Annotated in this window: 15 protein-coding genes; 4 read left to right on the top strand and 11 right to left on the bottom strand. The window is 64.4% G+C overall.

Going from position 1 to position 16,381, the window contains the following annotated elements; all coding sequences use genetic code 11:
• Positions 1-25: 25 nt before the first annotated feature.
• From DOM36_RS00350 to DOM36_RS00320, 7 genes are all read right to left on the bottom strand, one after another.
• Entirely contained in the window at positions 26-802 is a 777-nt protein-coding gene (locus DOM36_RS00350) for an amino acid ABC transporter ATP-binding protein (protein WP_232823680.1), read from the bottom strand.
• A 37-nt stretch (positions 803-839) separates the two neighbouring features.
• Positions 840-1,505 (bottom strand): ABC transporter permease subunit, encoded by a 666-nt coding sequence (locus DOM36_RS00345; RefSeq protein WP_075568281.1) that lies wholly within the window; start codon positions 1,503-1,505, stop codon positions 840-842.
• 48 nt (positions 1,506-1,553) lie between these two features.
• Positions 1,554-2,195, bottom strand: a complete 642-nt coding sequence (locus tag DOM36_RS00340) for an amino acid ABC transporter permease (RefSeq protein ID WP_075568280.1) — start codon at positions 2,193-2,195, stop codon at positions 1,554-1,556.
• Between the two features lie 133 nt (positions 2,196-2,328).
• Positions 2,329-3,237 (bottom strand): transporter substrate-binding domain-containing protein, encoded by a 909-nt coding sequence (locus DOM36_RS00335; RefSeq protein WP_232823679.1) that lies wholly within the window; start codon positions 3,235-3,237, stop codon positions 2,329-2,331.
• Positions 3,238-3,383: 146 nt separating this feature from the next.
• The gene (locus tag DOM36_RS00330) at positions 3,384-4,286 is read right to left on the bottom strand and encodes a CobW family GTP-binding protein (protein ID WP_110640513.1); all 903 of its coding nucleotides are present in this window, start codon (positions 4,284-4,286) and stop codon (positions 3,384-3,386) included.
• Complete coding sequence (locus tag DOM36_RS00325; protein WP_110640511.1) at positions 4,279-5,907, bottom strand: amidohydrolase; 1,629 nt, start codon at positions 5,905-5,907, stop codon at positions 4,279-4,281. The genes DOM36_RS00330 and DOM36_RS00325 overlap by 8 nt, the downstream gene beginning before the upstream one ends.
• The gene (locus DOM36_RS00320; protein ID WP_110640509.1) at positions 5,904-7,307 is read right to left on the bottom strand and encodes a sodium/glutamate symporter; all 1,404 of its coding nucleotides are present in this window, start codon (positions 7,305-7,307) and stop codon (positions 5,904-5,906) included. The genes DOM36_RS00325 and DOM36_RS00320 overlap by 4 nt, the downstream gene beginning before the upstream one ends.
• A 181-nt stretch (positions 7,308-7,488) precedes the next feature.
• Here DOM36_RS00320 and DOM36_RS00315 point away from each other — a divergent pair, with 181 nt between their 5' ends.
• Positions 7,489-8,949, top strand: a complete 1,461-nt coding sequence (locus tag DOM36_RS00315) for a PLP-dependent aminotransferase family protein (RefSeq protein ID WP_075568276.1) — start codon at positions 7,489-7,491, stop codon at positions 8,947-8,949.
• A gap of 94 nt (positions 8,950-9,043) precedes the next feature.
• On the opposite strand, the gene DOM36_RS00310 is transcribed toward DOM36_RS00315, so the two are convergent.
• Positions 9,044-10,372 (bottom strand): aspartate aminotransferase family protein, encoded by a 1,329-nt coding sequence (locus DOM36_RS00310; protein WP_110640507.1) that lies wholly within the window; start codon positions 10,370-10,372, stop codon positions 9,044-9,046.
• 338 nt (positions 10,373-10,710) lie between these two features.
• On the opposite strand from DOM36_RS00310, the gene DOM36_RS00305 reads away from it, so the two are divergent.
• Together DOM36_RS00305 and DOM36_RS00300 are read left to right on the top strand one after the other, a co-directional pair.
• Positions 10,711-11,481 carry a sulfite exporter TauE/SafE family protein gene (locus DOM36_RS00305; protein WP_198651147.1) on the top strand — a complete coding sequence of 257 codons (771 nt, stop codon included), beginning with the start codon at positions 10,711-10,713 and terminating at the stop codon, positions 11,479-11,481.
• Between the two features lie 73 nt (positions 11,482-11,554).
• Positions 11,555-12,316 (top strand): SDR family NAD(P)-dependent oxidoreductase, encoded by a 762-nt coding sequence (locus DOM36_RS00300; RefSeq protein WP_075568273.1) that lies wholly within the window; start codon positions 11,555-11,557, stop codon positions 12,314-12,316.
• 148 nt (positions 12,317-12,464) lie between these two features.
• Here DOM36_RS00300 and DOM36_RS00295 read toward each other — a convergent pair whose 3' ends face one another.
• The 3 genes from DOM36_RS00295 to DOM36_RS00285 all read right to left on the bottom strand — a co-directional run bounded on the left by DOM36_RS00295 (position 12,465) and on the right by DOM36_RS00285 (position 15,471).
• On the bottom strand, positions 12,465-13,307 hold the full coding sequence (locus DOM36_RS00295) for a TIM44-like domain-containing protein (protein ID WP_110640502.1): 843 nt from the start codon (positions 13,305-13,307) through the stop codon (positions 12,465-12,467).
• Between the two features lie 248 nt (positions 13,308-13,555).
• On the bottom strand, positions 13,556-14,338 hold the full coding sequence (yaaA, locus tag DOM36_RS00290; RefSeq protein WP_110640500.1) for a peroxide stress protein YaaA: 783 nt from the start codon (positions 14,336-14,338) through the stop codon (positions 13,556-13,558).
• 95 nt (positions 14,339-14,433) lie between these two features.
• Positions 14,434-15,471 carry an NADP(H)-dependent aldo-keto reductase gene (locus tag DOM36_RS00285; protein ID WP_110640498.1) on the bottom strand — a complete coding sequence of 346 codons (1,038 nt, stop codon included), beginning with the start codon at positions 15,469-15,471 and terminating at the stop codon, positions 14,434-14,436.
• Between the two features lie 344 nt (positions 15,472-15,815).
• Between DOM36_RS00285 and DOM36_RS00280 the strand changes: the two genes are divergently transcribed.
• Positions 15,816-16,331 carry a tetratricopeptide repeat protein gene (locus DOM36_RS00280; protein ID WP_075568269.1) on the top strand — a complete coding sequence of 172 codons (516 nt, stop codon included), beginning with the start codon at positions 15,816-15,818 and terminating at the stop codon, positions 16,329-16,331.
• Positions 16,332-16,381 lie beyond the last annotated feature (50 nt).

The raw sequence follows: 16,381 nt of genomic DNA, 5'->3' as shown, positions 1-16,381 counted from the left end.
CCGTCTTCGATGGCCGGTCTTCGTTTCAACTCTCTTCGCGCTCCAGGAACTTGCGTACCCGCTCGGTACTGGGGTTGGTGAAGAACGTCTCCGGGTCCGCCTGTTCGATGATCAGCCCCTTGTCCAGGAACACGACCTTGTCGGACACCGCCCGGGAGAAGGCCATCTCGTGGGTGACGATGACCATGGTGTAGCCCTCGGCGGAGAGATCCCTGATCACCGACAGCACCTCGCCGACCAGCTCCGGGTCGAGCGCCGACGTCGGCTCGTCGAACAGCATCACCTCCGGCTGCATCGCCAGGGCGCGAGCGATCGCCACGCGCTGCTTCTGGCCGCCGGAGAGGGTGCTGGGGTAGGCGTCGGCCTTGGGCGACATGCCGACCTTCTCCAGCAGTTCGCGAGCGTGGGCCTCGGCCTGGGTCTTCGATTTGCCCAGTACGTGGATCGGCGCCTCGGTGACGTTGTGCAGCACGTTGAGATGCGGCCACAGGTTGAAGCTCTGGAAGACCATGCCGGTACGGGCGCGAACCCTGGCCAGCTCGCGCACCGGCATGGGCCGGCCGGCGTCGTTGACCCCGATGCGCTGGCCGCCGATATGAATGCTGCCGCGGTCGGGCTGCTCCAGCCAGTTGATGCAGCGTAACAGCGTCGACTTGCCGGAGCCGGAGGAGCCCAGAATCGTCACCACGTCGCCTTCGCGCACCTCCAGATCCACGTCGCGCAGGACCTCGACGCCGTCGAAACTCTTCGACAGATGGCGGATCGAGACCGCGGTCCGCTCGCTGCGGGCTGCGTCAGGCACGGTTTGTTCAGCCCCGACCCTTTCAGACGTGTTCTTCTCAAACATTGTCGAACCCCCGTTTGGCGCTGAAGCGGCCACACTGCTTGATGATGATCTCCATGACCACGCTGACCGCCCAGTAGAAGCCGATGACCACGATGAAGGCCTCGGTAGGGATGAAATAGGTTCCCGACAGGCTATTGGCGGCGGCGGTGAGTTCCTGCACGGTGATGATTACCAGGAAGGCGGTGTCCTTGAGCGCGTAGATCAGCTGGTTGCCCAATAGCGGCCGGGTCTGCATCACGATCTGGGGCAGGATCAGGCGGAAGAACATCTTGCCCTTGGTGAATCCATGCGCCTTGGCGGCTTCGACCTGGCCGGGCGGGAAGGTCAGCCGGGTGCCGCGGAATATCTCGGCGAAATAGCAGCCGTGGTAGACCGCGAGTGCCCCGACGCCGGACCACCACGCATCGAGACGAATGTCGAACGCCGGCAGACCGTAGTAGAGCAGATAGGCCAGGATCAGAAACGGCAGCATCCGCATGCCGTCGATGACTACCCGCAGCGGCACGGTCAGGCGTGGCCGGCTTCCCTCCAGCAGATAGAGCATGCCGCAGCCGATCAGGAATGCAGCGCTGATCGACAGGCCGAAGATCTCCATCGTGCTGAAGAATCCGCTCCAGAACTGGTCACGGGCGCTCCACAGAATCTCCCAGTTACTCATGGCGCCTCCTCGGCGTTTGGGGACTGCCGCCCTGTCGTTGTTGGCCCATCACACCGCCAGCCGATTGGCGCGACGTTCGGCGATTCGCTGCAGCCAGACCAGGCAGCCGATCGCGGCCATGTAGAGCGCGCAGGCGACCAGAATCGGTGGCAGGGGTTCGTAGGTGACGGCCGAGATGCGATTGGTGACCCGGGTCAGGTCGACGATCCCGATCACCGCGATCGCCGGGCTGCCCTTGATCAGAAACGACATCTCGTTGATCAATCCGGGCAGGCTGGTGATCATCATCTGCGGCAGCATGATGCGCCGGAAAGTGACCCACGGTGTCATGCCGGCGGCCATGGCCGCCTCGCGCTGATCGCGGGAGAAGTTGCGAAAGGCGCTGCGCCAGATTTCGGCGTTGAACGCCGTGGTGTTGAGCGTCAGCGCCAGGATGCCGGCGACGTTGCGATCGAGGTTGATGCCGAAGGTCGGGGCGCTGAGGAAAATGAACAGCGCCAGCGTGACCAGCGGCGTGGCACGCGCCAGGCTGATATACAGCACCAGAATCTGATCGATGACGGGAATGCGGGCGAGGCGGATCAGGGCCAGCATCAGGCCGGCCGTGACCCCCATGGCGATCGATACGCCGGAAATCCAGACGGTCGTCCAGGCGCCCTCGAGCAGCATCTGCCAGGCACTGGCGTTCATGGGCGGCTCCCGAAGACTTGAGAACGGGGAAGGCGCCGCGCAAACCTGCGGCGCCAAGGATGTTACGTGTCAGGCGCTGTGACGTGTCAGGCGATGAGGTGTGTCGTGCGACTCGACGATCGGGCCACCAGGATCAGTCGTCCAGGCCCGCCAGCTCGTGGAACTGCTCGACGCTTTCCAACGGCTCGTCGGGCAGATCGGGGAAGCTCTCGCCGAACCACTTCTCCTGCAGCTCGGCCAGACGGCCGGTTTCCTTCATGTGATCGAGGAATGTGGTCATGTAGGCGAGCAGTTCCGGGCTCGACTTGGGGATCGGCCAGGAGACGTAGCCGGCGCCGGAGACCGCCGGGCCCTTGGCAAAGACGTCCGGCTTGGAAGTCACCAGCGTGTTGACCGGCACGGCCGAGTCGATGACGAAATCGAGGCGGCCGTTGGCCAGGTCGGCGAAGGCTTCGGGGTAGGATTCGTACTGCACTACCTCACCCAGCTCGCCGCCGTCGTCCTCGAGCATCTTCTTCAGCTCCGGCAGCCGCGACAGCAGCACGCTGCCCGCCTGAACGCCCACTTTCTTGCCGCTGAGGTCGTCGACGTCGTTGATGCTGTCGTCGTCGGCGCGCTTGATCGCGAAGTGTTGGGCGGAGGCGTAGGGCGGGGTGTAGTTGAACACCCGCAGGCGCTCGTCGGAGACCGAGGCGCCGGTCAGCGCCATGTCGTACTGGCCGGTAGAGACGGCCGCCAGCAGGCCGGTCCAGGGCAGGATGTCCTGGCGGATCTCGAAGTCGGCGTAGTTACGCAGCTCCTCGAGCATGTCGGTGTTGAAGCCCTTGGCGTTGCCATCCTCGATGAAGTTGAACGGGGCGTAGTTGTCCTCCGTCGCCACGCTCAGATAGCCGCGGCTTTCGATCTCCGGCAGGTCGGCGGCGAACGTCGCCAGCGACACAGTCGACAGGGAAAGTGCCATCAGCGTACCGGCCATGGCCTTGGCGGCGAGACGGGACAGTGGGAACCTGACGGTGGATTTGCGGTTCGGGAAGCGCATCATGAAGTACACCCTCTCATTGTTGTTGGTGTCGGTGATGGGTCGTGACGATTGCGTACCGGTGATCCCACCCTAAAGAATCCGGGAGCTGTTGCTGTAGAGCCAGTTGATGAACATCGGCTGGCCAGATCGGCGTTGCTGCCGGCAAATCAGGCGAGGGCCCTCAGTGCCGCGATCAGCGCATCCAAGGGTGCCCCGGCAAAGCCGATTCCCACCAGCTGGCTGGCCCCCGGGCGTGGCGCAGTGGGCGTCCATTCGGCCTGTCCGCCGCTCCACTGGAACACGTAGTGCCGGCCGTCGGCCTGAAGGAACCCCTTGGCTCGCGCCAGGCCGTCGGCATGCTCGGTCAGCAACGCTTCCAGCGTTTGCCGTGACAGCGAGGAGGGAAGCGCGATCGCGAAGCGTTGCCAGTCGGGGTCGCGCTCGTCGGTACGGCGCAATGTCAGCGGTCGCTTCGGTGCCGCTCGCTCCCGTCGTCCGGTCCTGAAACCGGCGTGAGCGACCTGGGCATGGGGATTGAGCGAATGCAGCCGACGCATCAATCGTTCGCGCTCGGCATCGTCGAGATCGTCGCCGCGATTGAGCGAGAGGGTGTCGGCGCTGGCAATCTGATCGGCCACCAGCTCGCCGACGCGGCTGTCAATCAGCCGCTGTGCCAGGCTCGCCAGATCGACCAGGGTGACGATGCGTGCCAGCCGGAAGCGGCGCGCCACCCGGATCAGGTCGGCGATCCGGCGCGGCCGGGCCACGCCGCTGGTCTCGATGATCAGCGCCGCCGGCGGCGCCGGCCAACGGCCGATACGCGACAGCTGGGTTCCCAGCTCGTCGCTCAGCGAGCAGCACAGGCAGCCGCTGCTGAGCTTGAGCAGGCGCTCCCCGGCGTAGTCGATCAGCTCGGCATCGACATTGATGGTGCCGAAGTCGTTGACCAGCACCAGCGTATCCGGCGCCACGCCGTCTCGCAGATAGGCGTTGAGCCAGGTGGTCTTGCCGGCGCCGAGATAGCCGGCAATCAGTATCACCGGGATCGGATCGGCGTCGGGCTCAGCCATTGTCGAAGACGCGACCACCGACGACCGTCGCGGCGACGCCGATCGAGGCCAGCCGCGCCAGCGGCACCTCGCGCGGGTCCTCGTCGAGCACCGCCATGTCGGCGAGCTTGCCCACCTCCAGGCTGCCGACGCGGTCGTCCAGCTTGAGGGTGTAGGCCGCGTCCAGCGTGATCAGGCGCAGCGCGCGTTCCACGCTCAGCGCCTCGTTGGGCCCCAGCACCTCGCCGCTGGCGGTCTGACGGGCGACGGCGCACCACGCCGTGAACAGCGGCGCCAGCGGGGTGACCGGGGCATCGCAATGCGCCGCGATGGGGATGCCCAGGCGATCCGCCGAGGCCAGCGGTTCGAGGCGCTGGCAGCGCTCGAAACCCAGCGTGCGCGAGCGGTGGATGTCGCCCCAGTAGTAGAGGTGGTTGGCGAACATGTTGAGGCACACCCCCAGTCGTGCCGCGCGTTTCAACTGGGCGTGGCTGATGATCTGGCAGTGCTGCAGGGTGTGGCGATGATCGGCCCGCGGCCACAGTTCCAGCGCCGATTCGATGGCGTCCAGCATCAGCTCGACGGCCTCGTCGCCGTTGGTGTGGATATGCAGCTGCAGCCCGGCCTGATGATAGCGCTGCACGATCTCGGTCAGGCGTTCCGGCTCGGCGTTCCACATGCCGTTGGGCGAGCCGTCGTGGTAGCCCGGCCACATGAGGCGTGCGGTATAGCCCTGGATGGAGCCGTCGGTCATCAGCTTGACCAGTCCGAAATGGAGCTTGTCGCTGCTCTTGTCGCGGCAGCCCAGCACCCGCTCGATACCGTCTTCGGGCGTGTAGGTCAGCGCGCTCATCGCCGGCGCCAGCCGCATCGGCACGTCGTCCCGGTTGCAGGTGCGCTGCATGCTCTCGACGCCGGCCTCGCTCAGCGGATTGTAGAGGTCGGTCAGCGTGGTCACCCCGTGGCGCTGGCCGATGCGCGCGTAGCGCTCGAGTGTCGCTTCCTCGCTGCCGCGGTCGAAGAGATCGAGGTCGAGCGAGTCGAAGATCGCGAACATCGCTGCCATCTCGCGCAGCTCGCCGTTGGGACGGCCGTCTTCGAAGGTCACCACGCCCTCGATGTCGGCCTGCGATTCGAGTCCCGAGGCGCGCAGCATGGCGCTGTTGACGGTCATCATGTGCAGGTTGGCATGAATGACCACGATCGGCCGCTCGGCGTCGACGGCATCGAGGTCGTTGCGATCCAGGCGACGATCCGGGAAGTAGATGGGATCGAAGCCCCAGGCGATCAGTGGCGTCTCGGCGTCGAGCTTGGCTACCTGCTCGCCAAGATGGTGCTGCAGTGAAGCGATGTCGGTCAGCCCCGGCCAGGTATGACCGTCGGGGTCCTGTCGGGGAAAGAAGCCGGCGTAGGGATACTCCCATAGCACGCCTTCCAGCGCGTGGCTGTGGCCCTCGACGAAGCCGGGCAGAATCACCTTGTCGGCGAAGCGCTCGTCGAGCTCGAAGTCTCCCAGATCCGACAGCGTTTCCAGCGAGCCGACGCCGAGAATCCGGCCATCGCGTACCGCGATGTGCGTGGCCTCCGGCTGCGAAGGGTTCATGGTCAGGATGCGCCGGGCGGAGAAGATGCGATGGCTCATGAGGGATTGGGCTCCTGAACGGAAGATGTCTCACCGCCCCGACGGCGCTGCCATTTCAGCAGCAGCGGGATGCAGATCAACATCAGTATCACGTAGCCGCCGAAGATCGCCAGGTAGCTCCAGGCGCCGAGGGAGGGGGCGATCGGGGCGACGAAGAACAGCGTGGGAATGTTGACCACGATGATCGCGATGTTGAAGAACGCCAGCTCCTTGGGTACCGAGGTGCTGAAGTCGGCATCCAGCATGCGCAGCAACAAAAGGCCGGTGCCGGTGGAGCCACAGCAGCAGCCGAAGGCGGTGACGGCGCGTTCGGGACCGAGTCGTCCGCTGAGCTTGCCGATCGCCATCGCGCCGAAGAAGGTGACCGTCGTCACCGCGACCGCGATAAGCAGGATCGGCACCAGCAAGGCCGACAGCACGGCGATCTGGATGCTCATCAGCGTGGCGACGACCATGAAGTCCACCGAGCCGCTGGTGATGCGCTTGAGCGTGTCGTCGTCGACCTTGGCGGCCCAGCCGAAGCGGTCGATCGCCATTCGCATCAGCACGCAGACCGTCAGCCCGTGGATGAAGAACAGGTTATAGCTGAAGAACACCGACAGCACTTGATTGCCCGCCACCAGCGGTTGCATCGCACTCAGCCATGCATAGGTAATGACATAGGCCACGCCCAGCAGGCCCAGATGCCAGGCCAGCGAGTCGACGGTGCCGGCGTGCGACACCTGTCTGCCGGCCGAAGGCTGAGTCTCGGGCGTGTGAAAGCCGCGCACGAAGTCGTCGTCGAGCGTCGAATGGCGATTGGCGTTGAGCCCTCGCTTGAGGAAATAGCGTGCGGCCGGTACACCGACGAGGAAGGCGGCCACGAAGCCCAGCGAGGCGAAGATCACGCCCACTTGCGCGGCGTTGGCAATGCCGTAATCGTTCTCCCAGATCGTGCCGTAGGTCAGCGCCTGGCCCGGCCCCTGGGTAAATCCATGAGTGACGATGGCGCCGAGCAGCGGGCTGAGATCGCTGTCGGTAATCAGGTCGTAGCCCGCCATCAAGCCATAACCGATCACCGCCTGAGCGCCGAGGCTGGCGGTCCAGATCAGCGTCAACCACAGCCCGCCACCGACGATACCCTGACGCTGTTCGCCCGCGGCCGGTTTGGGGCTGCCGGTCAGACACAGCGACATGAAGCTCAGGGTGAAGAAGTGGAAGGCCAGCGCGGTAAAATCCGAAGGGCCATAGCCGGGAATCAGCCCCGCGGAGAGTCCGACGAAGCCGATGATCCCCGCGACGATGCTGCCGGGGATCAGGCTGGCACGCAGCCAGGAAAGACGACTGCGCAGCAGACTGCCGGCGACCAGCAGGGCGGCGATCAGCGCGAAGGCAATGACGCCAGGGAAGGTGCTGCCCATGATGTAGTCCTCGTGATTGACGTTGTTATGGTTGGCTCATACTAAAGTTCGCGCTGCACGGCACTACAGGCCAGATTCTCGTCATGCTCGGGACAGTTCCGAACCCCGGCCGCCTGTCGAACAGGTCGACTGGCGCGAATCTTGCAGCGTTTAGAGCTCAGCCACGGGGCGGGAGCTCGGCATGCTCGATCATTATTTTCACCTCGACTTCGATACCCGGCGCGGCCTGCAGGAGCAGCTGCGCGAAGCGCTGCTGGATGCCATTCACACCGGCACGATCCCGACCGAGGAGGCGCTGCCCTCGTGTCGCAAGCTGTCGCTGCAGCTCGGCATCTCGCGCAATACGGTCGCGCTGGTCTACGAGGGGCTGGTGGAGGACGGTTATCTGGTCAGCCGGCCGCGCAGCGGTTATTACCTGCACGATGCCTACCACGAGCCCGATGCACTGGAAACGGGCCGGGGGATGCGCGACGAGATCGTGGATGCACCCGTGTGGGGCAGTCGTTTCACCCATCGCCCCAGCCATCTGCAGGGCGTCCTGCGTCCCGGCAACTGGATGAGCTACGAATTTCCTTTCGTCTACGGTCAGCTCGATACCCGGTTGTTTCCGCTGGAGCAGTGGCGAGAGACGTCGCGCCGGTTACTGGGCGGACGGCGCGAACGCCACTGGCTGAGCGATCGCTACGATCAGGACGATCCCATGCTGGTCGAGCAACTGCGAACCCGGGTGCTACCCAAGCGCGGAATTCATGCTCGCAGCGACGAGATCCTGATCACGCTGGGATCGCAGAATGCCCTGTTTCTGATCGCCCAACTGCTGTTCGATGCGCGGACGCGGGTGGCAATGGAGAATCCCGGCTACCGGGAAGCCGCCAACGTCTTTTTGCGGCAGGGCGCTCAGCTGAGCTACCAGCGGATCGATGCTGAAGGCATTTGTCTGGATGCGGCAGCGGCCGGGAGCGACTACCTCTACGTGACGCCGAGCCATCAGGGGCCGACCGGGGTGACCATGAGCCGCCGTCGACGGGAAGCCTTGATCGAGCAGATCCAGCGCCGCGATCAGATCGTGCTGGAAGACGATTACGACGCCGAGGTCAATTTCGATCGTCATGCTCAGCCGGCATTGAAGGCGAGCCGGGCAGGCTCCCGCGTGATCTACATGAGCAGTCTGTCGAAGCCGCTGTCGCCGGGACTGCGACTGGGCTACGTGGTGGCCGATGCCGAGCTGATCGAGGAGCTTCGCGCATTGCGCCGGCTGATGTATCGACACCCGCCTTCCGGACTGCAGCAGCAACTGGCGCAGTTTCTCTCCCAGGGGCATTACGACCGTTATCTCAGGCTGTTCGCCGACGAAATGCGTCATCGCTGGGAGATCATGGACGCTGCCATCGGTCGGGATCTCCCCGCCTGTCGTCGAGTCGGTGGCGACCATGCCAGCGTGTTCTGGCTGGAAGCCCCCCAGTCGGTCGATACCCAACGTCTGGCGTGGCAGGCCGCGCAGTACGGCGTGCTGATCGAGCCAGGCTTTCAGCACTTCTTCGATCAGGCACCACCGCGCAACTACATGCGACTGGGATTCGGGGCCATCGATGCCGAGCGCATTGCGCCGGGAATCACCCGATTGGCTCGGGCCTTCGGTTAGGCGGATATCCTGTGCGCATTCAAACGCCTGCGTTCAGCCGGACAGCGGCGACCGGCATGTCGCCGGTCGCCGCTGTCTGGTCTTAGGAAACCAATCAGCCAGCCGCAAACTCGCCCAGCACGGCGTCGAGGATCGTCAACCCCTCGGTGACTTCCGCTTCGCTGACGATGCACGGTGGCACCACGTGAATGCGATTCTCGACCACGAACGGTAGCAGTCCCTTGGCGATCAGCGCGTTCTTGATGGCGCCCATTCGAGCAGCCGGTAATGGGGTACGGGTATTGCGATCGCTGACCAGCTCGAGTGCATGGAAGACGCCGAGGCCTCGGGTTTCGCCGACGATGGCATGATCCTTCGCGAGCTGCTGGAGCCCGGCGGCCAGCGGGCCGTTGCCGACACGGTCGGCGTTTTCCACGATGCCTTCGTCGCGCATCGCATCCAGCGTGGCGACGATCGAAGCCATCGCCAGCGGATGGCCCGAATAGGTCAGGCCGCCGAAGAACATGTGATCGTCGAAATGGCGGCAGATCTCATCCGAAATGATTACCCCGCCGGCCGGCACATAGCCAGAATTGACGCCCTTGGCGAACACGATCAGATCCGGCCTGACGCCGAAATGCTCAAGGGCGAACCAGCGTCCGGTGCGGCCGAAGCCGGCCATGACCTCATCGAAGATCACCAGGATGCCGTACTGGTCGGCCAGTTGGCGGACACCTTCCAGATAGCCCCTGGGAGGAATCAGCACGCCAGCGGTGCCGGGAATCGACTCCAGCAGAATCGCCGCGATGGCGCTGGGGCCTTCGCACTCGATCACTCGCTTGAGATGTTGCAGCGCGCGCTGGCACTCCTCTTCCTCGTTGCCGGCCCAGAAGTCGCTGCGGTAGAGGAACGGGTTGAAGAAGTGGGCATGACCGCGGGCGAATTCGTTGGGGACCCGGCGGGGGTCACCGGTTGCGACGATCGCCGCACCGGTATTGCCATGATAGGAGCGGTAGGCCGACAGAATCTTGTCGCGGCCAGTGACGCTGCGGGCCATGCGCATGGCATTCTCGTTGGCATCGGCGCCGGCGTTGGTGAAGAACACCTTGCCGAAGCCGGACGGCGCGCGTTCGAGAATGCGCCTGGCCGCTTCCCCCCGGGCAAGATTGGCATGCGCTGGCGCGACGGTGGTCAAGGTCTCGGCCTGGGCCTGAATGGCAGCAACGACCCTGGGATGCTGGTGGCCGATGTTGGTATTGACCAGCTGGCTGCTGAAATCCAGATACTCCTTGCCAGCGTAGTCCCACAGCCGGCAACCCTTGCCACCGGCGATCACCATCGGCGAGAGATTGCCCTGCGTCGACCAGGAGTGGAACACGTGCTGGCGGTCGAGCTGGTGGACGTACTCATTGGACACGTCTTCGTTGATGATGGTGTCGGTCATGGCGAGCTTCCTGTTGTTCGGGTTTGATTCCTGGCCGGGCTTGCGGAGGTTCGAGCCGGATGTTCAAAGACTAGGACGCTGCGATCGAAACGCGTAGAGCCAGAATTCGGCAGAGGTCGTGACAGCGTAGCCGGATGTCCCGAGCTGGACGCCAAACTGGCCCTACCCGGGCTTCGAGCCGCTGGGTATGGTTCTCGCTCGGCACCGAGCGAACCTCATGGCACCCAACGATATCTGTAGCCGATCGATATCTGGAATGAGCGATATCGGCAGGCAACCCATGCTCGGTGGATCAAGGCCGATCTATCAGGGAAGTACCCCTCAGCGTGATCTCATCGATGCCAATGCTGTGGCCGGCCATGGGGCTTGCCTGCTTTGCCGGATTCGTCAGGGGCTACTGCGGCTTCGGCTTCGCCATGCTGCTGGCCCTGGGGCTGATGCTGTTTCTGCCGCCGATCGAAGCGGTGCCGTTGGCGTTGCTGCTGGATCTGGTCACCAGTGTCGGCCTGTGGCGGCGCGCCGGTCGTCTGGCCGACTGGCCCCGCCTTCGGCGGCTACTTTGTGGCATGGTGGTGGCGACCGCTCTGGGTGTGGGCCTGATGGCCTCGTTGCCGACGGCACCGATGCGGATTGCGGTCGCCCTGCTGGCCCTGACCGGAGCCGTGGCGCTGTTGCTGCGGCGGGAGTCGCCGGTCGAAGCCGAAGAGCCCGCTCCAGCGCGGGCCGGCAGCGGCAAAAAGGGAAGCTGGTCCAGCGTGGCTGCCGGCGGCATTTCCGGTCTCTGCATGACGCTGGCCTCTTCCGGCGGGCCACCGCTGATGCTCTATCTGCTTCATCAGCGACTGCACCCCAAGGCGCTGCGGGCCACGGCGATCATGTTCTTCGCGGCCAGCAGCACGGCGTCGCTGATCGGATTGACGCTGGCGGCAGAGTTGGGCCGGGAAACACTGATCCGCGCTGCCTGGCTTGTGGCACCGGCGCTGATCGGCAATATTCTGGGGCAGTGGGCGTTCGAGCACTCCCGACCACGCTCGATGAGAGCCACCGTGGCGCCGCTGCTGATCGTGCTGTCGGTCTGGGTGCTGGCCCGTGAAGCTGGCTATGGCTAGAACCGTCTGGCGAGCGGATGAACACCGTCGAGCGCTGTCGCTCGGCCTATCGAAATCTGACGAGGAACATACTGTGAGCGATATCGTTTTCATCACCGGGGCGACCTCCGGTTTCGGCCGTGCCGCGGCCCATCGTTTCGCCGAGGCCGGCTGGTCGCTGGTGCTGTCCGGTCGCCGGGGCGATCGTCTGGATGCGCTCGAAGCCGAGCTGGGGGACAAGGTCGCGGTGCATACGCTGGTTCTGGACGTGCGCGACGACGAGGCCGTACAGAAGGCCGTCGATACACTGCCGGAGCCGTTCAAGCGCGTGCGTACGCTGATCAACAATGCGGGTCTGGCGCTGGCGCCGCAGCCGGCACAGAAGGTGGCGCTGAAGGACTGGCATACGATGATCGATACCAACGTTACCGGCCTGGTCAATGTGACCCATGCGCTGCTGCCGACGCTGATCGAGGTCGGTGAAGGGGCGACGATCGTCAATGTGGGCTCGATTGCCGGCCAGTGGCCCTATCCGGGTAGTCATGTCTACGGCGCGTCCAAGGCTTTCGTTCAGCAGTTCAGCTACAACCTGCGCTGCGATTTACAAGGTACCGGCGTGAGGGTGACCGATCTGGCCCCGGGCATGGCCGAAACCGAATTTACCCTGGTACGTACCGGCGGCGATCAGACGGCTTCCGACAAGCTGTATCGCGGTACCACCGCACTGACGGCCGAGGATATCGCCGAGCAGATGTTCTACATCTCGACATTGCCGGCGCACATCAATTTCAACCGCGTGGAGGTGATGCCGACGCGCCAGGCCTGGTCGGCTTTCGCGGTCGATCGCGACGACTGATGGCGGTTCGGAAGCCGGCGCGATAACGAGCCGGCGAGAGGATATACGCAAAAGGCCCGAGCCTGTGGTTGACAGGGCTCGGGCCTTTCTCGTTGGTCTTTCTTATTGGCCTTGCGTCAGAGCTTGCTGGAATGCTTGAGCTTTATGGTTAGACGCCGGGATTCTGCTCGATGCCCTGAACGTACCAGGGAGAGCCATCGCGCAGGGCCCGCTTCAAGTGCCAGGTCTCGTTGAATTCGGTCTCTTCGCCGTTCTCATCGAGCACGCCATGGAACAATACGGTCGCTTCGGCTTCATCCTTGAGTTCCTGCACACTGCCCAGTTCGGCAAACAGACGCACGATCTCGGTGCGGTTGTTGGCCGGCTGCGCCATGCGTTCCGCTTTGAGCAGGTTGTAGAGCTCCGGCGTCACGTACTCCTGGATCTGGCTCAGATCGTTGTTGTCCCAGGCGCGCTGCAGGGTGGTGAAGTGCTCCTTGGCTCCGGTCAGGAAACGCTCGCGATCGAACCACTGCGGCTCGGTGGCGATACCGCCGGCGCTCGCTCCGGTGGCGTTGCCGCCCATGAACGGTGCCGGCTGCGAGCTGGCATCGTGGTGCGCCGCGTCGCGCGGCTGACCGCCGTCGCGATGGCCGGCCGGCGCATGGCGTCGACGTCCCGCAATGAACCGGAAGGCGATGAACGCCACCAGCGCGATCAGCAGCATGTCCAGCATCCGGAAACCGTCGAAGGCGCCGCCGAAGAACAGCGATGCCAGCAGGCCGCCCGCCAGCATGCCGGCCAGCGGACCGGCGAAACGGGACAGGCCCGCGCTTGGCTGACGCGGCGGCGCGGCGGCGTTGCTGCGCGTGGTGGTCGGGGTCGGCTGCTGGGCCGAACGCGAATAGGAACCGAAGCTCTTGCCACCGCCCAGCCGGCGGGCCTCGGCGTGGTCGACGGCGGCGCTGAAGCCGAGCAGGCCGACCATTAACATGACGAGCAGATGGCGCATGGCGTTCTCCTGAAAATCGTTGTCCTGGACGAGTACCGAGCCCGAACCGGCAAGAGGCCGGATGGATGCGGATTGCGACCGAACAGGGGTTTCGAACCGATGCGGGTTTCGAAACGAGTCTCGATCGAGCGCACTCGTTGCTGCGAGCATTGTCGCAGACGGGCATGAATGGAAGCTGAACGTACCGGCTTCCGGCCTGATTCTTTGGTCGCGATCGTCCTATCGCCCGATAGCACGATCGTGGCGATCTACTCGCGATCCCGCTCGCGTCGGCAGAAGACGGGCTTGCCCGGTTTCGACTCTTCCGGCGAATGGCGATAGCCGGCGACGTCGAACTCGGCCAGCGTCGCCGGCTTCTCGATCCGTTCCCGAATCAGCCAGGCTGCCATCAACCCGCGGGCCTTCTTGGCGTAGAAGCTGATGATCTTGAACTGGCCATTCTTTTCGTCTTTGAAGACCGGCGAGACGACATCGGCCTCGAGCCGCTTGAAGTCGATCGCCTTGCTGTACTCGTTGGAGGCGAGATTGACCAGCGTCGAACTGCCGCTGGCGGCGACCGCCTTGTCCAGATCCGGGGTCAAGCGATCCTGCCAGTAAGCATACAGGTCCTTGCCGGCGGCGTTCTCCAGACGGATACCCATCTCCAGTCGATAGGGCTGGATCAGGTCCAGCGGGCGCAGCATGCCGTAGAGCCCGGATAGAATCCGCAGGTGGTCCTGAGCGAAGGCGTTGTCGGCAGCGCTGAAGCTGCCGGCTTCCAGTCCGATATAAACGTCGCCCTGGAACGCTTGCGCTGCCGGCTTGGCATTGTCGAGCGAGAACGGCGTCTTCCAGTCGGCATAACGGGCGGCGTTGAGTCCGGCCAGCTTGTCGCTGATACCCATCAGCTTCGATAGCTGCTGGGGCGAATAGCCGCGCAGGATGTCGATCAACTCCCGGCTCAGATCGAGATAGTCGGGGCGGGTGACGTCCCGGGTCGTCGGGGGCGTCTCGAAGTCCAGCGTCTTGGCCGGAGAGAGGATGCTGAGCATGGCGTGCTTATCCGTTTCGTGAACGATTCGTTATGGTGCGCTGCTGTCGGCGAGCGTCAGGATCGCGTTTCAACAACGCGCCCCGGGGCCGAGCTTCAAGGACAGGGATTGGAAATCCGCTGATGAACCCTCTCGATGGCGTCGAGTACCTCGTCGGAAAGCGTGAGCGAGTCGCTGTCGATGTTGGCATCGAGCTGTTCGAGGGTGGTTGCGCCGATGATGTTGCTGGTGACGAACGGCCGCGAGGTGACGTAGGCCAGTGCCATCTGGGCCGGATCCAGGCCGTGCTCGCGGGCGATGTCGACGTACGCCTGCGTTGCCTCGTTCGCCAGTTCGGAGGTGTAGCGGGAGAAACGCTCGAACAGCGTCAGCCGACCTTTGGCTGGCTTCTGGCCGTCGAGATACTTGCCCGAAAGCACACCGAACGCCAGCGGCGAGTAGGCCAGCAGGCCGACGGACTCGCGATGAGCGATTTCGGACAGGCCGATCTCGAAGCTTCGGTTGAGCAGATTGTAGGGGTTCTGCACGCTGGCGACCCGCGGCAGGCCCTGAGTCTCGGCCAGGTGCAGGCAGCGCATGACGCCCCAGGGGGTGTCGTTGGAGAGTCCCACGGCGCGGATCTTGCCTGCCTCCATGGCCTCTTTCAGCGCGCCGAGGGTCTCTTCCAGCGGTGTGGCATCGCTGTCGTCGCCGGGCAGGTAGCCCAGCTGACCGAAGCAGTTGACGTGCCGGTCCGGCCAGTGAAGCTGGTAGAGATCGAGATAGTCGGTCTGCAGGCGCTTCAGACTCGCGTCCAGCGCCTGATGGATCTGCTCGCGGGTATGTCGCGGGCCGCCACGCAGGTGCTCCATGCCCCGGCCGGCGCCCGCTGCCTTGCTGGCGATGATCAGATCGTCGCGCTTGCCACGTTTCTGCAGCCAGCTGCCGATATAGGCTTCGGTGCGCCCCTGAGTCTCGGGCTTCGGCGGCACCGGGTACATCTCGGCAGCGTCGATGAAGTTGATGTCGGCGGCGATGGCCCGGTCGAGCTGTTGGTGCGCTTCGACTTCGGTGTTCTGTTCACCGAATGTCATCGTGCCGAGGCACAGACGCGAGACCTGCATGTCGGTATTGCCTAGGGGGCGTCGCTGCATGTTGCGCTCCAGAGTGTAAAAAAGCCGGGTCGAAAGGAACCGGACCGAGACGAAAAAGGCGGTGAAAATCGTATGTTACTGGCGCCGCTGTGAGGCGGCAAACCAGGGCTGGGCGTCAGGGGTTGAGTCGCTGCCCGGGCAGGCGTATTCTTGCGGCCTTTCGCCGCTCGGCCCCGGTCGAGCGCGCCTGTGTAGAGTCGATTCCGACGCGCCATGGATTGTAAAAAAGCGGCACGCTGTCCTGCTGTCCAGACAGCGTGCGGCCATAGAGAACAAGAGGCCTCCAGATCGACACGGTAGTTCGGACCGTCAACGGATCCCAGTCTCCAGGGTCACTGTCAGTTATGCCACAGACGTTTTCTTTCTTTACGCGCTTCGAGTTTCAGCTGGCCACGCAGCTCAGCCACACGCGCTGGATGACGGGGTCGCCGGGCAAGCAGCGCTTCATGCTGCGCTGGTTCAAGCGTTGCGCCGACGCCGGCCACGTACCGGCGCGCTCGCTCTACGGTCGCGTGCTGATGCATCGCGGAATCTCGCCGCGGGACAAGTCGACCGGTGCGCGCTATGTGCTGCAGGCAGCCCAGCAGGGCGACAGCCACGCTCAGTATCAGGCCGGACGCATCTACGAGCTGGGCTGCTCGCAGTATCAGCCCAACGTGCATCACGCGGTGACCTGGTACGCGCGATCCGGCGAGAATGGACATCTCCAGGCGGCGCAGCGGCTGGCCGATGCGTATCGCCGCGGTGAGCTGGGCTTGCCCCATGACCCCGTGCGTGCGGACGAATGGCAGCGCTGGGCGCACAATCTCGCTGCAGACGGACCCAACGGCGAGACGCCTGCCGCGCTCGCCACGCACTGACCGCCCGCAACCGTCGGAGCACTCCGCGTGAACCCCGTCACCCTCCGGTG

This window comes from Salinicola sp. CPA57 (assembly GCF_003206035.1).
In the GTDB taxonomy this organism is placed as follows: Bacteria; Pseudomonadota; Gammaproteobacteria; order Pseudomonadales; family Halomonadaceae; genus Salinicola; species Salinicola socius.
This window is presented reverse-complemented; position numbering and strand designations above follow the sequence as displayed.